Annotated in this window: 17 protein-coding genes; 9 read left to right on the plus strand and 8 right to left on the minus strand. The window is 65.9% G+C overall.

Features of this window, described 5'->3' with window-relative positions; translation table 11 throughout:
• Window position 1 precedes the first annotated feature (1 nt).
• From B9C43_RS36695 to B9C43_RS36705, 3 genes are read left to right on the plus strand one after another with little or no spacing between them, the layout of a single operon-like run.
• Window positions 2–925, plus strand: coding sequence for a carbohydrate ABC transporter permease (locus tag B9C43_RS36695; RefSeq protein WP_084431388.1), 924 nt, complete (start codon window positions 2–4; stop codon window positions 923–925).
• Between the two features lie 9 nt (window positions 926–934).
• Window positions 935–1,822, plus strand: coding sequence for a carbohydrate ABC transporter permease (locus tag B9C43_RS36700; protein ID WP_033389025.1), 888 nt, complete (start codon window positions 935–937; stop codon window positions 1,820–1,822).
• 10 nt (window positions 1,823–1,832) lie between these two features.
• Entirely contained in the window at window positions 1,833–3,203 is a 1,371-nt protein-coding gene (locus B9C43_RS36705) for a GH1 family beta-glucosidase (protein ID WP_084431390.1), read from the plus strand.
• Window positions 3,204–3,210: 7 nt separating this feature from the next.
• Here B9C43_RS36705 and B9C43_RS36710 read toward each other — a convergent pair whose 3' ends face one another.
• A complete protein-coding gene (locus B9C43_RS36710; protein ID WP_084431392.1) occupies window positions 3,211–3,762 on the minus strand; it encodes a hypothetical protein in 552 nt (183 codons plus the stop codon).
• Window positions 3,763–3,893: 131 nt separating this feature from the next.
• Here B9C43_RS36710 and B9C43_RS36715 point away from each other — a divergent pair, with 131 nt between their 5' ends.
• The gene (locus tag B9C43_RS36715) at window positions 3,894–4,460 is read left to right on the plus strand and encodes a TetR/AcrR family transcriptional regulator (protein WP_084431394.1); all 567 of its coding nucleotides are present in this window, start codon (window positions 3,894–3,896) and stop codon (window positions 4,458–4,460) included.
• A gap of 16 nt (window positions 4,461–4,476) precedes the next feature.
• Here B9C43_RS36715 and B9C43_RS36720 read toward each other — a convergent pair whose 3' ends face one another.
• From B9C43_RS36720 to B9C43_RS36735, 4 genes are all read right to left on the minus strand, one after another.
• Window positions 4,477–5,706, minus strand: a complete 1,230-nt coding sequence (locus B9C43_RS36720; protein WP_084431396.1) for a cytochrome P450 — start codon at window positions 5,704–5,706, stop codon at window positions 4,477–4,479.
• Window positions 5,699–8,752 carry a non-ribosomal peptide synthetase gene (locus B9C43_RS36725; RefSeq protein WP_160096929.1) on the minus strand — a complete coding sequence of 1,018 codons (3,054 nt, stop codon included), beginning with the start codon at window positions 8,750–8,752 and terminating at the stop codon, window positions 5,699–5,701. Before B9C43_RS36725 ends, B9C43_RS36720 begins: the two co-directional genes overlap by 8 nt.
• Window positions 8,753–9,017: 265 nt before the next feature.
• The gene (locus tag B9C43_RS36730) at window positions 9,018–10,025 is read right to left on the minus strand and encodes a WD40/YVTN/BNR-like repeat-containing protein (RefSeq protein ID WP_143446856.1); all 1,008 of its coding nucleotides are present in this window, start codon (window positions 10,023–10,025) and stop codon (window positions 9,018–9,020) included.
• 205 nt (window positions 10,026–10,230) lie between these two features.
• The gene (locus B9C43_RS36735) at window positions 10,231–13,530 is read right to left on the minus strand and encodes an NACHT domain-containing protein (RefSeq protein WP_160096931.1); all 3,300 of its coding nucleotides are present in this window, start codon (window positions 13,528–13,530) and stop codon (window positions 10,231–10,233) included.
• Between the two features lie 248 nt (window positions 13,531–13,778).
• On the opposite strand from B9C43_RS36735, the gene B9C43_RS36740 reads away from it, so the two are divergent.
• From B9C43_RS36740 to B9C43_RS36755, 4 genes are all read left to right on the plus strand, one after another.
• Window positions 13,779–14,030, plus strand: coding sequence for a hypothetical protein (locus B9C43_RS36740; protein ID WP_143446857.1), 252 nt, complete (start codon window positions 13,779–13,781; stop codon window positions 14,028–14,030).
• Window positions 14,031–14,188: 158 nt separating this feature from the next.
• A complete protein-coding gene (locus B9C43_RS36745; RefSeq protein WP_143446858.1) occupies window positions 14,189–14,878 on the plus strand; it encodes a tetratricopeptide repeat protein in 690 nt (229 codons plus the stop codon).
• 10 nt (window positions 14,879–14,888) lie between these two features.
• Entirely contained in the window at window positions 14,889–15,272 is a 384-nt protein-coding gene (locus B9C43_RS36750; RefSeq protein ID WP_160096933.1) for a tetratricopeptide repeat protein, read from the plus strand.
• 10 nt (window positions 15,273–15,282) lie between these two features.
• Entirely contained in the window at window positions 15,283–16,245 is a 963-nt protein-coding gene (locus B9C43_RS36755; protein WP_084431409.1) for a hypothetical protein, read from the plus strand.
• Between the two features lie 55 nt (window positions 16,246–16,300).
• Here the strand turns inward: B9C43_RS36755 and cutA are convergent, their stop codons facing one another.
• From cutA to B9C43_RS36765, 3 genes are all read right to left on the minus strand, one after another.
• On the minus strand, window positions 16,301–16,609 hold the full coding sequence (gene cutA / locus B9C43_RS36760) for a divalent cation tolerance protein CutA (protein WP_033389004.1): 309 nt from the start codon (window positions 16,607–16,609) through the stop codon (window positions 16,301–16,303).
• 124 nt (window positions 16,610–16,733) lie between these two features.
• A complete protein-coding gene (locus B9C43_RS55940; protein ID WP_143446859.1) occupies window positions 16,734–17,108 on the minus strand; it encodes a hypothetical protein in 375 nt (124 codons plus the stop codon).
• A gap of 236 nt (window positions 17,109–17,344) precedes the next feature.
• Window positions 17,345–18,544: a hypothetical protein gene (locus B9C43_RS36765; RefSeq protein ID WP_084431411.1), complete on the minus strand. Its 1,200-nt coding sequence runs from the start codon at window positions 18,542–18,544 to the stop codon at window positions 17,345–17,347.
• A gap of 133 nt (window positions 18,545–18,677) precedes the next feature.
• On the opposite strand from B9C43_RS36765, the gene B9C43_RS36770 reads away from it, so the two are divergent.
• Window positions 18,678–22,382, plus strand: a complete 3,705-nt coding sequence (locus B9C43_RS36770) for an nSTAND1 domain-containing NTPase (RefSeq protein ID WP_160096935.1) — start codon at window positions 18,678–18,680, stop codon at window positions 22,380–22,382.
• The last annotated feature ends 7 nt before the right edge of the window (window positions 22,383–22,389 follow it).

Genomic DNA, 22,389 nt, shown 5'->3' on the forward strand with positions numbered 1-22,389 from the left:
CATGGCGGTAGTGGACCGGGCAGCCAGAAGGCACCGGTGGGACACGAAGTTCGCGCCGTACGCGTACGTCGCGCCGTACTTCCTGCTCTTCGGTGTCTTCGGGCTGTTCCCCCTGCTTTACACGGTCTGGGTGTCGCTGCAGCACCGCAACCTGGTCGACTCCGCTGAGGCGTACTTCATCTGGTTCAGCAACTACCACCAGCTGTTGTTCGCCGATCCGTACTTCTGGAACGCCATGGGCAACACGCTGAGCCTGTGGCTGCTGACCACGGTTCCGCAAATCCTGTTCGCGCTGGGCATCGCGCAGCTGCTCAACCGCAAGGTCCGGACCCGCACGCTGTTCCGGATGGGCGTGATCCTGCCGAACGTCACCTCGGTGGCCGCGGTGACGATCATCTTCGCGCAGCTGTTCGGCCGGGACTTCGGCCTGATCAACTGGGTGCTTGAGCTGTTCGGCGCCGGGCACATCGACTGGCAGGCGGGCACGGCCACGTCGCACATCGCGATCGCCACGATGGTGGTGTGGCGCTGGACGGGTTACCACGCGCTGATCTTCCTTGCCTCCATGCAGGCGATCCCGTCGAGCATGTACGAGGCGGCCACGTTGGACGGAGCCAACGGCTGGCAGCAGTTCTGGCGGGTCACGGTGCCGTTGCTGCGGCCGCAGATCATCTTCACCACGATCATCGCGACCACCGGCAACATGCGGCTGCTGGCCGAACCGCTGCTGTTCAACCCTGGCACCGCGGCCGCGACCGGTGGTTCGGACCGGCAGTTCCAGACCGCCGCGCTGTACCTGTACGAGCAGGGCTTCGCCAACTACGACTTCGGCTACAGCTCGGCGATCGCGGTCGTGCTGGCGATCGCCACGATCATCGTCGCCGGTCTTGGTTACCTGGTGACCAAACGGATTCAGACGGACTGAGGGGGACCCATGACTGCTGTACTGGATCCGCCCACGCCGGTGCGGCCGGCCGGTCCGCAGGGCCGGGCGCGCCGGCTGGCCAGGCGGGCCGCGGGGCCATGGACGTACGCCGCGCTGATCGCGGTGCTGGCCGGCTCGGCTTTCCCGGTGTACTGGTCGTTCGTGGTGTCCTCGCAGACGCCGGACGCGATCGACACCGTGCCGCCGGTCCTGGTGCCGGGCGGTCACCTTTTCGAGAACATCGCCCGGGTCTTCGACACCACCGACTTCGCGTTGGCGCTGACCAACTCGATCGTGGTGTCGGGCACGATCACCGTGTCGGTGGTGTTGTTCTCCACCCTGGCCGGGTTCGCCTTCGCCAAACTGCGCTTCCGCGGCCGCAACGTCCTGCTGCTGGTGATCATCGCGACCCAGGCGATCCCGACCGAGCTCGGGGTCATCCCGCTCTACATGATGATGAGCGAGTTCGGCTGGGCCAGTCAGATCCACGCGGTGATCGTGCCCGGCCTGGTGACCGCGTTCGGGGTGTTCTTCATGCGCCAGTACTTCGAGCGGGCGATCCCGGGTGAACTGCTCGAGGCGGGCCGGATGGACGGCTGCAACTCCTTGCGGCTGTTCTGGCACGTCGCGCTGCCCGCTGCCCGGCCCGCGGCGGCGGTGCTGGGGTTGTTCACGTTCATGCAGGCGTGGAACGACTTCTTCTGGCCGCTCGTGGTGCTGGTACCGGAGAACCCGACGGTGCAGACCGCACTGTCCACTTTGGCCAGCGGGTACACCACCGACTACACGCTGGTGCTGACGGCCGCGACGATCGGCACGGTGCCGGTGCTCGCCGTCTTCCTGCTGTTCGGCCGTCAGATCGTCGGCGGCATCATGTCCGGCGCCATCAAAGGATGAGGAGCTTGTTGTGACCACTGCTTTCCCGGCTGGGTTCCGCTGGGGCGTGGCGACTTCGGCATACCAGATCGAAGGGGCCGCGCGGCAGGACGGCCGTGGCCCGTCCATCTGGGACACGTTCTCGGCGGTTCCCGGCGCGGTCGCGTCCGGCGACACCGGTGACGTGGCGGCCGATCACTACAACCGCTGGGCCGAGGACGTTCGTCTGCTCGTGGACCTCGGCGTCGACGCCTACCGCTTCTCGATCTCGTGGTCCAGGATCCTGCCGGACGGGCGCGGCCGGGTCGAGCAGCGCGGTGTCGACTTCTACCGGCGCCTCGTCGAGACGTTGCTGGACAACGGAATCGAACCGTTCATCACGTTGTACCACTGGGATCTGCCGCAGGCGCTGGAAGATCACGGCGGGTGGCGCAACCGCGACACATCAGGGTGGTTCGCCGAGTACGCCGCGATCGTGCACGATGCCCTTGGTGATGTCGTGAGCAAGTGGACCACCCTGAACGAGCCGTACTGTTCCTCGATCGTCGGCTACGGCGAAGGCAGGCACGCACCAGGAGCGCGAGAAGGACACGGCGCGCTGGCGGCCGCGCACCACCTGCTGCTGGGCCACGGTCTGGCCGTACAGGCGATGCGCGCCAACGCCCTGCCCGGTCAGGAATTCGGCATCGTGCTCAACCAGTCGCCCACCGTGCCGGTGACCGGCGACCCCGCGGACGTCGCCGCGGCCAGCCGCCAGGACTGCTTGCTGCGCAGGCAGTTCACGGATCCGCTGTTCGGGTCGGCGTACCCGGAAGAGCTGACGTCGATGTTCGGCGCGATCACCGACTTCTCGTTCCGGCACGACGAGGACCTGGCGATCATCGGCGAACCGCTGGACTACCTCGGCGTGAACTACTACTACCGGCTGCACGTCGCCGACGCGCCACACCAGGAGCCGGACCCGGCCAAGCGAACCGCCCGCGACATCGGCGTGGACACGACGCAGTTGCCGGACGTCCCTCGCACCGGCATGGGCTGGCCCGTGGAACCGGCCGGTCTGACCACCGCGCTGACCGAACTCGCCACACGTTACCCAGGCCTGCCGCCGATCTACATCACCGAGAACGGGTGCGTGTACCCCGATTCCGACGCATTCCAGGACGACGACCGCATCTGCTTCCTGCGCGACCACATCGCCGCGGCCGAGGTGGCCGCGACGGCCGGGGTACCGCTACGCGGCTACTTCTGCTGGTCCCTGCTGGACAACTTCGAGTGGGCGCACGGCTACAAGCATCGATTCGGCCTGGTCCACGTCGACTACCCGACCCAGCACCGCACACCGCGCGCCAGCTATCACTGGTACCGATCGTTCATCTCGGCTGCGCGCCAAGCCGCCGAGTGAGTCGTAGTCAGCGAGCTGTGCCGAGACGGATCGCCGAGACAAGGAAGAAAATGCCGCCGAGGGCGGCGTATCCGGCCAGGGTGACCAGCGATGCGTTCGGCTGGCCGGCTTGCAGGATGAAGGACGTTCCGGCGATCGCGGAGACGGCCCCGCTGATGATCATCGCCCATTGGCCGCCCAGCGTGCGGCGGCTGACGCCGACGACGAGTTGGGTGAGGCCGGACACGACTGCCCAGACTCCCCACACGCGCAGCACAGCCGGGATGCCGGACGCGGCTGCGAAGGCGAGGCCGACGCCGGCGATCCCGCTGATCGCGATGTTCACGTACAGGCCCATGGCGGGTTTGGCGGCCTGGGATGAACGAACGTCGATGACAGCGGCGACCACGTCGAACAGGGGATACAGCACGAGCAGCGTGACGCTGACCGGCCCGAGCTTCGACGCGGTCGTGAACAGCAGGCCGGCCCAGACAAGGGCGAATCCGAAACGGACGAAGTACAAGCGTCGCAGAGCGGGCGTGCTGGAGCCAGTGGAAGCGGCGGCGGTACGGGTACTCACGAGAACTCCTTCGATGATGGTGAGACCTGCGGTCGCCTCACGGTGAGGTAGAACGTTCGGTCTCGTTCTCAGAGTGTCAGCTCCATGCGATGCCGTCAAGACCGAACGTTCTATCTGATAGAGTCTCGACGATGACGAACGTGTCCGAAGCGCGGTTGCGGCTGCTCGCAACGGCGACGCGGATCTTCTACACAGAGGGGATCCACGCCGTCGGCATCGACCGGATCGTTGCCGAGGCGAAGGTGACCCGGGCCACGCTGTACCGGCACTTCGCCAGCAAGGACGACCTGATCGTCTGTTATCTGCAGGAAGCCGACCAGGCCATCCGGCTCCAGGTGGACGACATCGTCGCCCGGGAGTTGCCGGCTCTGGACACCCTCAGGGCCATTGCCACGTACATCGCGGAGGGCATCCGGACTCCCGGCTTCCGCGGATGTGCGTTCCTCAACGCCGCGGCGGAGTATCCCGATCCAACCCACCCCGTCCACAAAGCTGTCCTGGCTCACAGGCAGTGGTTCTCGCGCACGATCACAGAACAGTTGGCCCGCGTGGGCAGTGCACCGGCTGAACCCGCCGCCCGCCAATTCGTGATGCTGCGAGACGGGGCGATGGCCACCGGTTGCCTGCACGACCCGGAGCCGATCTGCGAGACGTTCCTCCAAGGAGTCGAAGGTCTGCTGCAGCTTCGCGCCGCGTGATTGGTGGACTGCACTGTCAGCCAGCCTGCAACGCGACCGGGAGGCTCGCGTAAGCGGTGACCAGGTTGGTCGGTTTGCGGACCGGTGAACCGAGCAGGGTGATCCGTTCGACCCTGCTCAGCAATGACTCGAACACGAGCTTGATCTCCAGCCGTGCCAGCGACGCGCCGAGGCAGAAGTGTTTGCCCGCGGTGAAAGCGAGGTGTGGGTTGGGATCACGGTCGATCCGGAACGCGTCCGGCTCGGTGAAGACCTCCTCGTCGCGGTTGGCCGAAGCCACCCACGCGCACACCAGGTCACCCTCGCCAAGTTGCGTGCCTGCGAGTGTCTGCGGACGGGTCACCGTGCGCATGAGGTGCTGCACCGGCGAGGTGTGGCGCAGGATCTCCTCGACCGCCGAGTCGAGCAACTCGGGGCGCCGACGCAGCAGTTGCCACTGGTCCGGGTTCCGGCTGAACGCCACCAGACCGCCCGTGGTGGCGTTCTTCGTCGTCTCGTTGCCCGCGATGGCCAGGTTCAGACAGTTCAGCAGCACTTCCTCGCGGGTCAGCCGGTCGCCGTCGATCTCAGCCGCCAGCAGCCGGCGCATCATCCCGTCCTCGGCCAACTCGGCGTGATCCACCAGGCTGGCAAGGTGAACCATCAGCTGCCCGTTGGCCGTGGCGGTGGAGTTCCGGCGGACCGCGAGATCGCCCACCCTCGCGTCGTCCGCGCTCAAGGAGCCGCACACTGCGCGGCTTGCCCGGTCGGCGAGCTTGTCCCAATGCTGCTGTGGCAAGCCGAGCAGCAGCCCGGTGGCCGCGGACGGCACCCGTTCGCTGACCGCGTCCACAAAGTCGACCTCGCCGGCTCGCACGGCGTCGGCCACCCAGCTGTCCACCCGCCAGCGCAGGAGGACGTCCATGTTCTGTGCCACCGACCGGTTCAGCCCGCCGCTGACCAACTTCCGCAACCGTCGGTGGCGAGGCGGGTCAGTCAGTTCGATCATCTTTCCGGCCGCCGGATCACGGACACCGAGCGCGGTGTCCAGCGTCATGCCGCCCTCGGAGCTGTAAGTCGTGGAGTCGCGGACCACCGTGTCGATGTCGCGGTAGCGGGCCACCGAGTAGAAGCCGGGTGCGTCCTCGCGTTCCTGGAACGGCAGCCCGTCGCGGCGGCGCAACGCCGCCCACGCCTGGTACGGCGGATCGGGGATGAACGTGCGCGGGTCGGTCAGATCCGGCAGAGCCGTCTGGACATCAAGCATGGTCGGCCCTTTCGAGCTCAGTGGCCGGTCGCACGATGAAGCCGGAGTCGTGGAAGTACCGGACGTAGCCGTCGAGCAACTCCCGGTCCACCGGCGGACAGACCAGCCCACTGCCTGCCTCGGCCGCGTCCAGCCTGCTGCGGTCCAGCCGCGGCGTGATCCGCGCGCAGGCCAGTTCCTGCAGCGTGATCTCGGGGGTGACCCGCTTGGTGTACAGCTGGGTGAGCGGCGTGAACGGATGCCCGGGACGATCGGCGAGATACGCGAGCATCTCCTCGATCCAGGCCGGGTAGTCGACCGTGTGGATCCGGTGGCCATGCGCGCGCAACCGGTCCACCAGGTCGCTGAGCAGCGCCTCACCCGGGTTGACCAGGTGGTATGTCTGACCGTTCGCGGGCTGGTCCAGTCCAAGGTGGACGATTGAGGCCGCCACGTAGTCGACCGGGACGAGGTTCAGCGCGAGGTCGAGGTCCGGCGCCAGCTCGAGTTCGGTGATGATCCGGAACAGCTCGCACAGCGCCGCCCCGCTGTTCCACACGAACCCCGTTGTGTCACCGGAGATCTCGTACGGCCGGTGGATCGCCGTGGGCAGGCCTGCTCTGGCTGCGCCACGCACCACTTCCTCGGCGACCCACTTGCTTTCCGGGTATCCCATGCCGAGCAGTTCGACGTTGTCCAGCGGAGTGTCCTCGGTGACCTCTCGCAGGCCCGCCGCGCCCATGCCGTGCACCACAGCCAAAGTGGAGACATGGTGCACCGGGATGGCCCGGCGTGCAGCGAGACGCAGGATCTCCTGCGTGCCGAACACGTTGGCCACGCGCAACTTCTCGTACGGGTAAAGGAAGTTGACCTCAGCGCCGCAGTGGTGGATGACATCAGCCTGCGCTGCCTGCAGCTCCCAGTCCGCGTCGGCAAGACCGAGCCGCGGCTTGGCGAGGTCACCCAATACGGGACGCACCCGCTCCTGCGGCAACGGCCGATCGATCCCGTAGCGGCGCTGTGCTTCGGTCAGGCGGCTGTACGCGTGCGCGATGTCCCGTGCCCGGACGAGAGTGTGGATCTGGGCGTCGGTCTGGTCCAGCAGCTCACGAAGCAGGTACGCGCCAAGGAAACCAGTGGCACCGGTCAGGAACACATGCCGAGGGGCACGCCAATCCGGCTCCGGTCCGGCGTGTGTGACCTGGGGGACCTCCCAGGCGACGTCGGGCCGCCAGCGGTCGGCCGTAGCAGCGTGCGCGTCATCGGCGGCACCGGTGCGCCACAGGTTCTCGACCGTCGACGTGAACGCTCGGATGGTCGGCTCGTTCAAAAGATTGGTGATCAGCAGGTAGTTGTGTTCGTCGTCGAGTCCCAGCTGTTCCTGGACCTGGGCGACGAGTTGGACTGCCAGCAGCGAGTTGCCGCCGCCCGCGAAGAAGTCGTCGTCCGGCTGGGCATGGCCGGAAGGCAGGATCGAGGCCCAGATCGCGGCCACCGTTTCGGCCACTGACCCAGGAGAACCGAGCGCTTCAGCCGGTGACGCGTCCGGCGACGCCGGTAGTGCGGCGTGGTCCAGCTTGCCGCTCGCCGTCAGTGGCAGCCGGTCGAGCACCGTCACGGTGGCCGGAACCATGTACTCGGGCAGTCGCGCGCGTAGAAAGCCCAGCAGGTCCTGGGCATCGGGCGTCGCTCCTGCGGTCGCCACGTACGCCGCCAGCACACGGGCACCGCCTTCACCACGAACCGCGACCGCGGCATCCCCGACGTTCGGATGTGAGGTCAGGACGGCACGGATCTCACCCGGCTCGATCCGGAAGCCGCGGATCTTCACTTGATCGTCCCGGCGGCCGACGAACTCCAGCACGCCATCGGTGCGTCGCCGGACGACGTCACCGGTGCGGTAAACCGGCACAGGCTCGCCGGATCGGCCAACCGGGAGACGGACGAAGCGCTCGGCGCTTTCCCCGGGAGCGTTGAGGTAGCCGGTCGCGATGCCGTCGCCGCCGACGCACAGCTCGCCGTCTTCGCCGTCCATGGCCAGAGTGTCATCGGGTCGAACGACGTAACAGGTGGTGTCGGCGATCGGAATCCCGATCGGCACCCCGGCCCAATCCGGTGACACAGAAGTGAAAACGTGCGCGGTCGCGACGCACGCGGCCTCAGTCGGACCGTAGGCGTTGACGAGATGTGCCGGACGGCCGTGTTCGAGCACTCTGCGCGCCGCCTCGGTCTGCAACGCCTCGCCGCCGGTGACCGCGTACCGCAGCCCGGCGAACAGCTCAGGCCGCTCGGCGGCCATGTGGTGGAAGATGCTGGTGGTCAAGAACAGAACGCTGATCCGTTCCCGTTGCAGCAACGCGTGCAGGGCGGGCGGGGACAGCAACACGTCCGAGGCGACCGGCACCAGGCAGGCCCCGTTGAGCAGTGTCGGCCAGATCTCGAAAACCGAGGCGTCGAACGACAGCGAACAACCATGCAGCACGCGGTCGGTGGGCTCGATGTCGAGGAAGCCGTTGCCGATCGAAAGCCTTGCCACGCCGCGCTGCGGGATCGCGACGGCCTTCGGCCTGCCGGACGTGCCGGATGTGAACATCACGTACGCGGGGGCAGCATCGGCTTGCGGCGCTGGGCTGTCCATGCCGTATCTGCCAAGGTCGAGTATGTCGGCGAACTCCAACATCCGGCCGTCCACAGCCTTCGCGCCCGGCAGCCGGATCACCGCCACCGCGCCGCTGTCGGCCACCATGTTGTGCAACCGTTCGGCGGGCAGCGAGGGATCCAGAGGCACGTATCCGAGCCCCGCGCACACCGCACCCACCATCGCGACACACGCGTCTCGGCCACGATCGCCTGCCACACCGACCATCGCGCCTGCGGGCAGCCGCAGCCGCCGCAACCCACGGGCGAACCGTTCGACGAGCGATCCTAGTTCGGCATAGCTGACCTGCCCGTCCGCTCCGGCGATCGCTGGACGGTCCGGGTGGCGCCGGACCTGGGCCATGAACAATTCGCCCAACGACCGGCCGGATAAACCGCCGTCCTGTTCGCCTGTCTCATCCGTCCTCATTGGACCCCCTCCGCTTGTGCCTTGCCGCGGAACCGCCGCCGTGCGTTTCCGGCGGCGCTCCGGGCAAGGTTTGAGTCGGCAAAACGGCGTAATCAGTTTTGCCATACAGTGATTTTGTTCGAATGGTTTATGGACACCCCATGTCCGCGGACCAACGCTAAATGCGGTAACCGGCGATGTCAACGTCCTGAAACTGCAATGGCATGCTGCCCGCAAGGGCAATTGAAGTGCAATTGGACTGAGTGGTGTGCCCCGCTTCGATCGGTCAATGGATCCTCAGCTTCGCTGCTTTACCGCTTTCTCCGACAGCCCAGCATGGGCCGTTGCGTGCGCAGTTCACCGCGAACAGAGAAGTGTGGTCGATGAGACGCCACGTGCGGCCACCGTCCGTGCTGATGTCGCTACCGGTCCGGCCGACAGCGACGACAGTTTCGCGCCGATCAGGGATCCACGCGACGCCGATGCGCACACCTGCCGGTGGTTTCGCGGGCGTCCACGACTTGCCGCCGTTCGCCGTCACATTCACGGCGCCCACATCGCCATTCGTTGCCACGGTGCCACCGGATGCGATGCCTGTGCGGCGATCGCGGAAAGCCAATGTGCTGACGCCCTCATGGGTATCGCCGCCAGGTAACTGCGTAATGGAAGCAGTCCAGGTCCGGCCGCTGTCGGCCGAATGCAACACCCGTCCGTTGCCGGCCGGGTCCCACGTGCCGAACCAGACATCGTGACGGCCGAACGTGGTCAGGCAGGTGCCAGTTGCGCGCGCCGCCTCGCCAGGCATCGCAATGGGTTGCGACTCGACTGGAGCCGGCAGCCAGGTTCGGCCGCCGTCGTCGGTGGCCACGACAGGGAATCTGCCGTCGACCGAATCGGCTACCGCAAGGCCGCGTCTGTCGTCGAAGAAAGCCATGCAATCAAAGAAAAGAGGCGTGCTGAACACCACACGCCAGGTTGTTCCGCCATCCGCGGTCCGGTAGATCTGGGACAATCCGTCCCTGCTCGACAACGCGACCGCATGATCGCGATCAAATGCCTCGACGTCCCGGTAAGGCTGCGTGACATCGCCGAACGGGGTCACATCGCGCCAAGTCCGGCCACCGTCGAAGGTACGCACGACACTGCCGTCGTCGACAGCTCCGAGAAGGCCGCCGCCAGCCGCCCAGACAATCTTTTCCGAGACGACATCGACCGTGCTCAACCTGTTCTCGGTGGCGGTCTGCACCACCCGCCACGACGTCGATCCCGCCATGGCGGGAGCGCCGCTGATCATCACAGCGATGCTGACAATCGCCAATCCACATTTGCGCAAGTCCGTTCCCCCTAGGTACGCGGGTCTCCGTGCTTGCACATGTCGTGATCATTTTCAGGCCCGTTAGCCAACGCTTCGAACACCAGCCCAAATGGGCAAGGTTATTGCAAAGCCAACCGGTTAGTCCATTGTGGACCATGGTTGTCCAGCGGGCGACGGCCGGATCTCACCACGTCACACCGACGGTGAACTCGGCGTCCACGGGTTCGTGGGTCGCGGTGGACCAGCATTTCACGACAACGAACATGTCCGCGTCGAACATGTCCGCGTCGAGCATGCCCCAGCCTTGGACGTGACAGTAGGCGTCCGACGGACCGATCGCCGACGCGACGACTTGACCACCGTTCGTACCGATACCAGGTAGCCGGACCTCGTACTGGCCACGTTCGAGCCATCGTGGTTTCCGGACGCTGGCAGTGGATTGGTGGCCATAACGCCGATCCGTACGGCCGAGGAAACTGGTGTTCCAGGAAAAGCTCAGGGAGAACGCGGAATCAGCGAATTCGCCACGCGTGTTGCGGCATGCCACGTGCTGGATGCCGGATGTGGACGGCAGCGCGGACAGCTTGCAGTGCGCGATGTTTGCCACCGCGGTGACCTGGTAGAACTGCTCCTCTGGCGCTATGCCTGCCGATCCGGGCACGTACACGTCGTAGCGGCCCTCTGCTTGCCGGGCGATCCAGGCCTCGCCACCCGTGGAGTCATATCGGTCTGTGCTTTGCGGTTCGTAGCGTTCGGTCACCACCGGGTCGTTGGCCAGCAAGTACGAGAATCGGCCGTTGCCGTCGGACTTGTCGGCGAAGTTCACGACAAACCTGGCGTCGCGCGGGTTTCCATCAGCGTCCGAGCAATGCACTTCGATCACTTGGACCGCCAACTGTGGAGCCCAATTGCCGATGACGCAGAACGTCGATGTGCCGCCGTAGGCTGTCACATGCGCCACTCCGCCGGAGGTGGTGATTCCGTCGAACATGACCACGTATTCTCCGACGTTCGGGTGCAAGACCGTGATAGGCCTTTGCGCGGAGTTGTGAAGGTACGGGTTGTGCCTGTCGGTGGGCCGGTATGCGGGTGACGACGGTGAATTCGCCCGGAGAAACCCGTTGCTGGGTCCGGCCGACTCGTCGGCGGTCACGGACAGGACATCACTGGGGTTCAGATAGAGAACGCCAAGCAACCCGCTGACGAGCACCACACCGACGGATGTCCGCGCCCACGCCGGAAGCTTGACTTGGCGATGACCACGCACCCGACTGGGCGCAGTCCGTCGCTGGGATGCGTGCGCCACCAGCCGATCGTGCAGCCGCGCGTGCCGGAACTGGTACATCCCGCCGACCTGGCGCAGCACGCCGAGTTGATGCGCGTCAGCGAGAAACCCCATGAACCGCCAGGGAATCCGGCGACGCGCCGCCAGCCAGACCCGGCTGATCACGAAGATCCCCCACGTGCTCGTCATCGTGATCACCGCGGCCAGCAGAAGTCCGAAAAGGACTGCCAGCGCGGCGACCGCGATGGCGATGATCACGGGCTTGCGCATCGGTGCGACGGTCTCCGGGCCGAGCACTTCGCTGAGCATGTCCAGCGCCATCAAGCAGACCAGCAGCCCGATCACCGCTCCGCCGGTGAGCCCCATGAGCAGTCCCGAGACCAGAGTGGCGCTCCGGTCGTGTTTCAGAGTGGCCTTCGGCGTGGTCACCTTCGACACGTCGGCCGGGACGTTCAACCAGACGGTCATCCCACTGGCGAGTCCGATGATCAATCCACTCACCAGCGCCGCGGACATGTTGCTGCCGGCCGCGAACGTGGGTGCCAGTACGAAGGTCCAGCCGTAGCCCATGCCGGCCCCGATCACGAAACCGAAGGCGAACCGTCGAGCGAACGACTTCACAGTGCCGCGGAAATGGATACGCACCTGTGCGGGCTCGGCCGACAGAGCCAGACCCGCAGCCAGCCCGGTGACCAGCGGGAAGGGAAACCCGAGGGGCAGTGCGATGGCGAAGCCGAGAGTGAACCGGCGGAGAAACATCTTGGCCGCGCCCCGGAAACCCGCTTCCGTGCGAGCAGGTCCAGACGGCTGGGCCAGCCCTACGGCGAGGCCGACGGCGAGTGCCGTGACCACGCTGTACTTCACCGGGTCGATCAAGGGGTCAAGCAGGTCCTTGGTGAACGTCAGCGTCAGCAGGGTGAGCAATCCGCTGATCACTGCGAACAGCACCGCGTACACCAGTCGGGAGACCGCTTGGTGCAGACGCCACCAGGCCAGGTCGTAGGTGCCGAGGCGATGCAGGTGCTGGGCGAGGAACCCCAGCCAGCGCTCGGCGTCGGCGATCGCCCACCGGTGTTTCACGGCTGTGGTCGTGTCTGGTGCGTAGACAGTCGGGATCAGCCGATCGACCAGACGTCCTTCGACGTCCTCGCGGGTGGGTAACGACCGTTGTCCACTGGGGTCGGTCGCGACGAGCTCGATCGGCTCCGCTGGCGTCTCGCTGTACGCGGTTCGTGCGAGCCACGCCATCAACGGAGTGGACAAAGCCTGTGCCACCGGGCCATCCGGATGGCCGGTGATGTTCTGCAGAACCGGATCCCACTTTGCGACGCGTGCCTGTGGCGTGGTGACCCGTAAGTAGTCAGCCAGGTGGTGCGGATCAAGTGGACACAGTTCGACGACGGCGGCCGCGGTGAGGACGTCGCCGGTCGGTGCTGTCACTACTTCTTCGTATTCCTGGGCACGGCAGGTGAGCACCAGCGGATCACCACGGGACAGTTCGCGATTGAGCTTGACCAGGGCGGTGAGCCGAGACGGCTGAGGTATTTCGTCAAGGCCGTCGAGAACCGGCAAGATCTGCCCGGCGGCAACCAGCTCCTGTGCGAGCGTGTCGCCCGAAGGCGCCTTGACAGCCAGGTGGCGGTAGTTCTCGCTCAGCCAGCCCGCCATCCACTCTCGCAGTCCCACGTCCACGGGATCCCATGAGGACACTGGGATGCGGACGGGTACCGGATGCTGCGGCTTGCGCCGATCGAGCAGCCCGAGGACCAGGCACAGACTGAGGATGGTCTTGCCCGATCCGGGCTCACCGAGCACGACCAGGCGTTGCGACGGCACTTTTCCCAGAACTGTGGCGACATCCTCGAGCTTGCCGGAAAGATCGATGGCGTGGTCCCGTTCCGGCACACCATGAATGGCCTGCCAGTGATCGGCGATGGGGCGCCGCGTGTTCACCCACCGGACCCGCAACGGCCATGGATCCTGCAGCCTGCGGAGCTTCTCCTCGGCTTTCATCTCCAGTGTCACGGCGGTGACCAGCTTCTCTACCGCTTTGTCCAGCAGTTGCTGCCTGCGGTCATGGCGACGATTCTGCCAAGCGGATATCGTCCCGACCGCAGTCACCGCGGTGCCAATCATCGCGCCGAGCGCCGTGAAGATGTTCTTGTCAACAGCGGCAAGCCAGATGAGCCCAGCGGTCAATACGGCACAACCTAACCAAACCCAACGGCGACGCATGGCGACATCATCAGGTACCCCTGTTCCAGCGAAGCCGTATTTCTAGGGATTGCTGAGACATTTTGACGATACGTAAATCGTACATCTGCTGTTTCGTTGTTGGACGATTTTCGTGGGCATGTCGTAGTACGTCACCGTGCTGGTGCGCCAAGCTAATCTTGGGGATGCGGTCGGTGGCGTGATGGCCGTGGTGGTGGACCCGAGGGGAGTGGATGAGGTTCGAGACGCCGGGAAATCCTTTTGCTGAGCCGTCTTCGCGTCCTTCGGGCCAGCGGCAGCAGGTGATCGGTGCGCTCGGCGACGAATTGCTCGTCTACGAGGTACTCCGCGGCGGTATGGGCGAGGTGTTCCTTTGTGGCAGGGCTGAGTCGTCCGGGCCTGAACTCGCGTACAAGACGTTCCAGCAGCGCTTTTTCTTCGACCGCGGCGCGCGTCAGGCATTTGTGCGGGAAGCGGCGGTGTGATCGCGGCTCTCCGGTGAGGCGCACATCTTGCCCGCGTTCGGCATCGAGGACTTCGAAGGGCGTCTGTTCGTCGGCATGCTTTACGTGCCGTCTGGCAAGAACGGTACGACGGTCCGCGACTTGCTCGGTGCGGGCGCCGTCCCGGTACTGGAGAGCACGTGGGCTTACCGCGCGCCGGAATGCTGGGACGCGCCGAGGTGGCCATCCGATGTCTGGACCGTCTTGCGGACCTGCGGCCGGATTTCCCCGAGATAGTCCGGCTGTTGCAGGCGCTGACCAGCGAGCATGCTCCCGCACTCGGCCTCGCGATCCTGCGGACCAGCGCTCATCTCGGGTTCATGGTGCACCAACAACGGGCGATGTTCACGGAACAGCGCGTGCAGAGCTTGTGCAGATTGGGGGAGTTCGGCGTCGCCTTCGATGAGATCGACAAGCTCGACCCCGGCGACATCACACCGCGGCTGCGCGCGTTGCACGGCAGTCTGCTGTCGATGACCGGCAGGGACGTCGAGGCGCTGGTGAAGTTCGAGGAGGCACTGGCTGGCGATCTGCCTGCGGAGGACCGAATCACCTACCGTGGCGAGTACGCTCTTTCCCTCAAACGACTCGGCCGTTACCGGGAGGCAGCCGAGTTGCTCCGTGACCTGATGCTGGTCGCCGATCCTCTACAGTGGACTGCTTTCCGCGGACGGTCGTCGGTCGGCGCTGGCGTTGCGCAAGGTCGACGACCCGGGCAGCGTCGGTTACGCGGACGCGACTCCGCCGATCGTGGAAAGCCTGATCATCAGGCTGCGCGAAGAGCTGGGCAATGTGGGTTCGGCGTCGATGTCTTTCGCGCCAACGGATGAAGAGTACGTGATGGTGGTCGACGAGAACCGTCACGACGTGCTCATCGCCCGGCTTCGCCGCGACGTGTCCGAACGTCCGCTCGAGGAACTACCGATGCGGGCCCTGGCCAGCGTCCTGCTGGTGCACGGATCGCCCGACGAGGCTGAAGAGCTGATCCGCCAAGGTATTGGGCTCTGGCCACACCAGGCGGAGTGGTGGCGGTTGCTCGGTTACCTCAAGCTCCAGCACGACCTGTTCGCCGAAGCGGCGACGGCGCTCCAGCGGTCGTTGGACATCAATCCCGTGCAGCCGTTGGCCTTGTCGGCGCTCGCGCAGTGCCACCGCGGACTGGGCGACACCGGCCGGGCCGCGGCGCTGGAAGCAGAAGCGAGAAGCCTGGGCCGCAACTGGTGAGGGAGTGCCGATGGATCCACTGGTGACCAAGATCGCCGGCTCGTTGGCAGGCCAGCTCGCCGCCCCGGCCGGCCGCAAACTGCGAGACGCTGTCCTGGGCGAGCAGGACGTCCAGGAACTGGACCGTGTCTGCCGGGCCGCGATGCGGCGGGCGATCGCCGAGACCGAGGAAACGGGCGCTGATCCGACGCACGTTCTCAGCCTGTTGGAACGGCTGATGGCCGAGCGGCCGGCGCACGACATCCCGTCACTCGTCAGCATGGACACGCCGGATGCCGAGACTCTGGCGCAATGGAGGAACGCCGCGCAGGACATCGGGCTGGATCCCAGTACTTTTCCCATCTCTTTCGACAACCTCGTCACCAGGCTGCTCCGGCTGATCCGCGAGGAGTTGTCCCGTGCCGCGGGCAAGCAAGGCAACGCCTTGTTCGGCCAGGTCGTCCTCGCCAACCTGGAACTTCTCGGTGCCAACATCGCCGCGGTGAGCACTCTGGGCGTGGCGAGGCAAATCCCACTGTTGGCTCGGCTCAGGGAATCCCTCGACAACACCTATCAAGCGTGCCGCGCGACAGGGCGTGCCTTCGTGACCCCGGATCTGTTGCTGGTCCTGGCTCAAACCCCGGAGGTGAGCTTCTGCCTGGACACGGCGAGGCCAGGGTTGGCCACCGAGATGACCGAGCGCCTCCGCCGATATCTCAGCACCACTCCGACTGGTCCGTTCACTGCCTTCGACTGGACGGAACGAGCGGACGTCCGCCGGGCGCAACACCTTGCTTGGGCCGCGCAGATCCCTGCGGTGACAGAGTTGTTCCTGCTTCGCGGTGTGCTCGATACGCCGACCAACACCCGCGACCAGCTGGCCGCGTGGCTGGGCACAACCTTCGATCAGTTGCGCGAGATCGCACACGCCCGCAGTCACACCGCCGTCGCTGCCGCCGGAACACCCGGAACCGTCTTCGGCCCAACGGCGTGAACGACGAAAGCCGACTACGGTCGGTGGCCCAGCTGCATAAGGGTGAGCGCGGCGGTCACTGTGTGTCGGCGGTTTCGCTGACGAGGTGCCGCGTCGGGTCGGTCACCATAAGGTCGTGGACCTCGTGACCGTGGTGACTGGTGATGTGCTCGACGAGCGCGTCGGCGCCGTCCTGCGTGGCCTCGATTTCCACTCGCCACTGCTCGCTCGCGTGCTTGTGGCCATGCCAGCGGTGCACCCGGCGGATCGGCCCTTCGATATGCGCGCAGCAGGTGGACTCGATACCCGAGACCTCGGTTGCCATGGCGCAGGCGAGTTGCTTACTGTCCGTGGTGAACGTCACGACGACGTGTCCGTAGTCCATGACTGTGATACTAGTCACTAAACGTGGGCAGTAGCAGCGTGAAAGTGGTGCCGCCGGCCGCTCGAATGAACGACCGGCGTACACAGGGTTACGTGTCAGAGCCGGAAGATCGGCCACGGCTGGCCTACCAGTCGATCACGCACATCATCAGCACGTATCCGACAGCTTGGCCGGAGCGTTGGATGATGATCCAGCCGTTTGTGTTCGTGCCGCCGCAGACCGAATAGTTCTCGCCGATTGAGTAATGCTGATCAACGCAAGGAAGCACATCGCCCCCTTTGACCGTTCTATACGAAGGTGCGCTATTGCTGGGCCACGCGCGGACCGGGAGGTTTGTCACGCCCGCTTTCACTTCCACCCAGCCGGTCTCACATCTCTCCGAATAGGCTGGCGCAGCGGAGGATTGTTCCGTTGTGGCTGATGCGGGCGCGGCGACGACAACGGCGGACAACCCGATGGCGACTGCGGACAGTTTCGCGAATTTTCCAAATTTACGCATGGGACCTCATTCGTCGTGTTGCGGGTATGCGAGAACTTCCGGATGCTCACAGTGCGTAAAGTCGAGCGACGGCCGCGTGCACAGTGGTGGAGTACACCGGGTCGTACGTGTGCTGGCCGGACAGGACGTGTCCGCCGTGACGCTTGGATATCCAGTCGCCGGTGGTCTCGAACGAGGGGTTGGCGATGTGGCAGCCAGTCAGCGTGATGTCGTCGAACCGGACGAGGACGGGATAATTACCGACACCGTTCTTTTGGGAACAGCCGGAATGTCAAGGTGCCGACGCCATTCGTCAGATAGGGCGCGATGTCCAGGGGAGCCGAGCTGGACCAGTCGGTGCCTGCGCTGGCGACGTCCTGGGCCCAGACCTCGTGATCGGACACGAGCGCCTGCTTGACGTGATACTCGAGCGGGCTGTTCATATCGCGGTCGTCGGTGTGCCAGAACACCATCCGGCATGACGTCGAACCAGGATTCAGCCGGACCGCCGTATTGGCTTCGGCAAACCATCCTTGCTGAGTCGGTTGGTCACCCCGCACTGTCAGCACGAGCGCTCCCCGGCCGGAGCCGCGGGATATCGGGAAGTCCCCGTTCTGCGGGATGCCGGGTGTCAGCGGCAACGCGTACTGGATGACACCTGCGATTTTGCCGTCCAACGCGTACCGCATTCCGATCGTCGTCACTTTGCGGACGTATTCGACATCCGGGGTGATGACCGTGTTGGACAACGTGTGTGCGTAGACCATCAGGATCAGCTTGCGGTTTTTCAGTGCCAGCAGCGCCGAGACATCGTTGAGCTGGCCGTACAGGCTGCTCGTCCACAGGGTGTTGCGGTGCGGGTCGTCGCGGAACGGCAGGATCAGGCTGTCCATGACGGCCGCGTAGTTGTCGACAAAGGTCTGGTTGATCCGGCTGAAGTACGCCACCGGGTAGAACTCCAGCGCCGGGTGGACCGCGCGCGCCGCTGCCCGGATTTCGCCGGTGTATGCCGGTGTGAAGAACGACAGGTTGCTGGTGAAGTCGTCCATCGCCCACGCCTTCAGCACGGGATATTGCTTCGCCAGGGCAGCGATTGCCCGGCCCCAGGCCGCGTAGTCCTTCTTGTACGGCAGATAGCCCTCGCACGTCGTGCCGCCGGGGCATTCCGACGGCGGGACCAGGTAGACCCAGACGTTGATCCCGGCCGGCTGGGCGACCGGCAGGAACGCGTGCAGGTCGTCCCAGCTGGTGTTCTTGAGGATCAAGAACGCGTACGTGTCGGCGTTCATCGCCTTCAACCGGTTGACCGTGGCGGTCGCGTCGACGTGGCCATCAGGCCGCAGGACCGGGTTGGCGTAGCTCGCGCGCAGCCCCTGAGGTGGCGCTGCGGCGGTCGGAACGGTGAACGTCGTGAACAGAGTGAGAACCAATGCGATGACGCCCATCGCTGTGCGCATACGTGTTTCCCCCTATGGAGTCACCCAGATGGAGCTCACCGGGAATGCCGCAGGCCAGTAGAGAGGGATGGGGGGTGGCCGGCAAGCGTCGCCGGAATGCCCGTACAAGTCCGCACAAGGTTGGGGAGCCAGGGTGGGCGACGAAGCAGGCCGGGGGATGCGCGACGAGTTCGCACGCGAGTTGGACGCGTTGCGGCGCCGGGCGGGACTGACGATTCGGCAAGTGGCGAAGGAGGTCGACGCGCCCTACGGCACTGTCGGCGGTTATTTCAGCGGACGGCATTCGCCGAGCACGTCGCAGCTGGCCTTGTTCACGAAGGTTCTCGAGGTCTGCGGTGTCCGCGATCCCGATGAGATCCGGCGGTGGGTTGACGCGTTGGAACGCGTGCGGCGTCCGCTTGGGCGTCGGCCGGCGAGCAAGGTCGTGCCGTATCGCGGGCTGGAGAGTTTCCAGGTCGAGCACGGTGAGTGGTTCTTTGGCCGGGAGGCGCTCACCGAGACGTTGATGCGGCGAGTTGCCGAACGGCCAGGTCTGTTGATGGTGGTCGGGGCGTCCGGTTCCGGGAAGTCCTCGTTGTTGCGCGCAGGCCTCGGATCGGCGTTTCAGCAGCGGATGCGGTTGACGACCCCGGGCGCCCGCCCGCTGGAGCGGCTCGCCGACCTGGCTGGCGCCGAAGTTGCCGTGGTGGACCAGTTCGAGGAGGTTTTCACGCTCTGCTCGGACGAGGCCGAACGCGATGCCTTCGTCGCAGCGCTCGGTGCCTTGACTGTGCCGGTTGTGGTGGGGATGCGGGCCGATTTCTACGCGTCGGCTCTCCGGCACGACCTCCTCGCGTCGGCGCTGCAGCACGCGCACCTGGTTGTGCGGCCGATGAACGAAGCTGAGCTGCAACGGGCCATTGTCGAGCCAGCTCGTAAGGCGAACGTCGAACTGGAGGACGGGCTCGTCGAACTGATGCTGCACGAGCTCGGGCCGACCACCCATCGAGACGGAGCCGCACACGACCCAGGCGCGTTGCCACTGCTGTCGCACGCGTTGCTGGCGACATGGGAACGCGGTCGTCGCGGGACGATGACCGTGGCCGACTACCGTTCCAGCGGTGGTATTGCCGGGGCAGTGGCGCAGACGGCTGAGTCTGTCTACGGAGAACTGTCGCCCGCTGAGCGGGAGGCGGCTCGCCGGGTGTTCCTGCGGCTGGTGCACGTGGGTGAGGACACCGTCGACACCCGCCGCCGGGTTCGCCGGGCGGAGCTGCTGGAGCACGAGGTGCTCGACCGGTTCGTCGAACACCGGCTGATCACAGTGGACGCTGACATGGCCGAGATCAGCCACGAGGCGCTGATCCCGGCATGGCCGCGGCTGCGGCAGTGGATCGATGCCGACCGCGCGGGCCTGCGCCTGCACCGCCAGCTCACCGAATCGGCGCAGGCATGGCACGAAGGCGACCGGGACCCGGACACGCTCTACCGCGGCGCCCGGCTCGCGGCGGTTCGGGACTGGAGCCAGGACCACGAGGCCGCGCTCAATCCGCTGGAACGGGAATTCCTGAACAGTAGCGTCGCGCAGGAACTAGCCGAGCAGACCAGGTCGCGCCGCCGCGCACGCCGCCTGCACCAACTGCTCGCTGTCCTCGCCGTTCTGACGTTGCTGACCGGCACGATGACCGTTGTGGCGCTGGAGCAGCGGTCGAGGGCCAACGAGGAAAGGGACCGGGCGATCTCCCGCCAGATCGCCATCACCGCCAACCGGCTGCGTGACGGCGACCCGGCACTCGCCGCACAGCTGTCCTTGGCCGCGTACCGGATCGCGCCGACCACAGACGCCCGGTCCAGCCTGATCGCCTCGTCCGGGGCGCCAATGGTGACCAGGATGGTCCGCCCCGGTGGAACTCGCCAGGTCATCGCGGTGAGCAAGGACGGCAAGCTGTTCGCGTCGGCCGGAGCGTCCGACGTGGCCGACTCCGACACCACCGTTCTGTTGTGGGACTTGAGCAATCCGCAGAACCCCCGCCGGGTCGGTGAACCGCTGACCGGGCACACGAAAGCGGTGTACGCGGTGGCGTTCAGCCCGGATGGCCGCACTCTGGCCACCGGAGGCAGCGACAACACCATCCGGCTGTGGAACGTCACCGATCCGGCGCACCCCACTCCGCTCGGCGAGCCGCTCACCGGCCCGGAAAAACGCGTGTTGAGCATCGAGTTCAGTCCTGATGGGACAGTTCTGGCGGTCGGCAGCGCCGACAAGACTGTGCGGCTGTGGAACGTTGCAGCGACTCCAGCGACGCCTGTCGGGCAACCGATCATCGGCTCGGCTGGCGACGTGCAGGTGGTCTCGTTCCGCCCGGACGGGCTTGTTCTCGCCGCCGCTGACACCGCAGGCGCGGCGCATCTCTGGGACATCAGCGATCCGCGACAGCCCTTGGCGAAAAGCGCGCCACTGAAGATTCCAAGCAGGGTCAACGTGGTCGCCTTCACCCCGGACGGCGCGACACTCGCCGTGGGCAGCAACGACCGCATGGTGCGCTTCTGGACCGTTCCTGACTCGGGACCTCCCGTACCCATCGGTGAGCCGTTGAATGCCGCCCTCAACTCGATCTACGCCATGGCGTTCAGTTCCGACGGCAATCTCATCGCCGTGGGCAACGCCTCCAGCACCACACAACTGTGGGACTGGAAAGCCCGGCGCATGATCACCTCATTGCCTCACCCCGAACCTGTGACGGGAGTGGCGTGGCGGCACGACGATCGCTTGCTCGTCACCAACAGCGTCGACGGCATCGCCCGCGTCTGGACCGTCCCAGGACCGTCGGTTCCGGCCACCGAACGCCGGATCACCACCATCGCCTACCACCCCGGCGGGCAACTGGTGGCGTCCGCGGGCAGCGACGTGCAACTCGCGTACGTACCTGAACGCAATCGGCCAAGCACCATCGGGCCTGCCTTGCTCCCGCAGGCAGACCAGATCGGTGGCACGGTCGCGATCAGCCCGGACGGCCGGACTCTCGCCGCCGACACCCGCGAAAACAAGGCCGTGGTCCTGTGGGACATCAGCGATCCTCGCCAGCCGGTCCGGCTCGGCTCGCCCTTGACCGGGCCCACGCTGGCGATCGGGAGTCTCGCGATCAGCCCTGACTCCCGCCTGCTGGCCGCGGCCAGCGAAGACGGCCACGCACACCTGTGGGACATAGCCGATCCGCGTCGGCCCGTCCCGGTGGCCAAGCTCAACGTCGAACGGACGAACCTGGTACTCGCGGTCGCCTTCAGCCCGGACGGCCAGACGCTCGCGGCTGCCACGGCCAACGGCAAAGTCGGGTTCTGGAACCTCAAGGATTCTCGCAACCCCGTCATGATCGGCCAGCCGCTGGCCGCCGCGCGCGACATCATCTATGCGATCGCGTTCACCTCCGACGGACGGATCTTCGCCACCGGCAGTTCCGACGGCGTCGTGCGCCTCTGGGACATCACCGACCGCGAGCGGTCCGCACCGGCAGGCCCGGAGATCACCGGACTGGACGGCCACATCCAGACGCTGGCATTCAGTCCCGGCAACACGATTCTGGCCGGCGGCAATCGCGGGCAGATCCAGATCTGGGACGTCACCGATCCCGCCAAACCGTACACTGTGGCCAGTCTGGACCGGTCCCGGCAAACGACATGGAGCCTGGCCTTCAGCCCGGACGGCCGCACATTGGCCGCCGCCAACGGAGACCTCAGGTTCTGGGACATCGACCCGGAACGCGTCGCCAGCCAGATCTGCTCGACCACAGGCGACATCATCACCGAAGCCGAGTGGCAGAAGCACCTGCCCGATGTCGCCTACCAGCCAGCCTGCCGATGACCCGTGG

This window comes from Kibdelosporangium aridum (assembly GCF_900176515.1).
Classification (GTDB): Bacteria; Actinomycetota; Actinomycetes; order Mycobacteriales; family Pseudonocardiaceae; genus Kibdelosporangium; species Kibdelosporangium aridum.

Bases quoted from the DNA above. Each gene is read 5' to 3' on its own strand.
- B9C43_RS55940 (WP_143446859.1), bottom strand. From the start codon at position 17,108: ATGCGTAAATTTGGAAAATTCGCGAAACTGTCCGCAGTCGCCATCGGG.
- B9C43_RS36715 (WP_084431394.1), top strand. From the start codon at position 3,894: ATGACGAACGTGTCCGAAGCGCGGTTGCGGCTGCTCGCAACGGCGACG.
- B9C43_RS36720 (WP_084431396.1), bottom strand. From the start codon at position 5,706: ATGCTTGATGTCCAGACGGCTCTGCCGGATCTGACCGACCCGCGCACG.
- B9C43_RS36765 (WP_084431411.1), bottom strand. From the start codon at position 18,544: ATGCGCACAGCGATGGGCGTCATCGCATTGGTTCTCACTCTGTTCACG.
- B9C43_RS36730 (WP_143446856.1), bottom strand. From the start codon at position 10,025: ATGATCAGCGGCGCTCCCGCCATGGCGGGATCGACGTCGTGGCGGGTG.
- B9C43_RS36755 (WP_084431409.1), top strand. From the start codon at position 15,283: ATGGATCCACTGGTGACCAAGATCGCCGGCTCGTTGGCAGGCCAGCTC.
- B9C43_RS36700 (WP_033389025.1), top strand. From the start codon at position 935: ATGACTGCTGTACTGGATCCGCCCACGCCGGTGCGGCCGGCCGGTCCG.
- B9C43_RS36750 (WP_160096933.1), top strand. From the start codon at position 14,889: ATGGTGGTCGACGAGAACCGTCACGACGTGCTCATCGCCCGGCTTCGC.
- B9C43_RS36725 (WP_160096929.1), bottom strand. From the start codon at position 8,752: ATGAGGACGGATGAGACAGGCGAACAGGACGGCGGTTTATCCGGCCGG.
- B9C43_RS36695 (WP_084431388.1), top strand. From the start codon at position 2: ATGGCGGTAGTGGACCGGGCAGCCAGAAGGCACCGGTGGGACACGAAG.
- B9C43_RS36740 (WP_143446857.1), top strand. From the start codon at position 13,779: ATGAGGTTCGAGACGCCGGGAAATCCTTTTGCTGAGCCGTCTTCGCGT.
- cutA (WP_033389004.1), bottom strand. From the start codon at position 16,609: ATGGACTACGGACACGTCGTCGTGACGTTCACCACGGACAGTAAGCAA.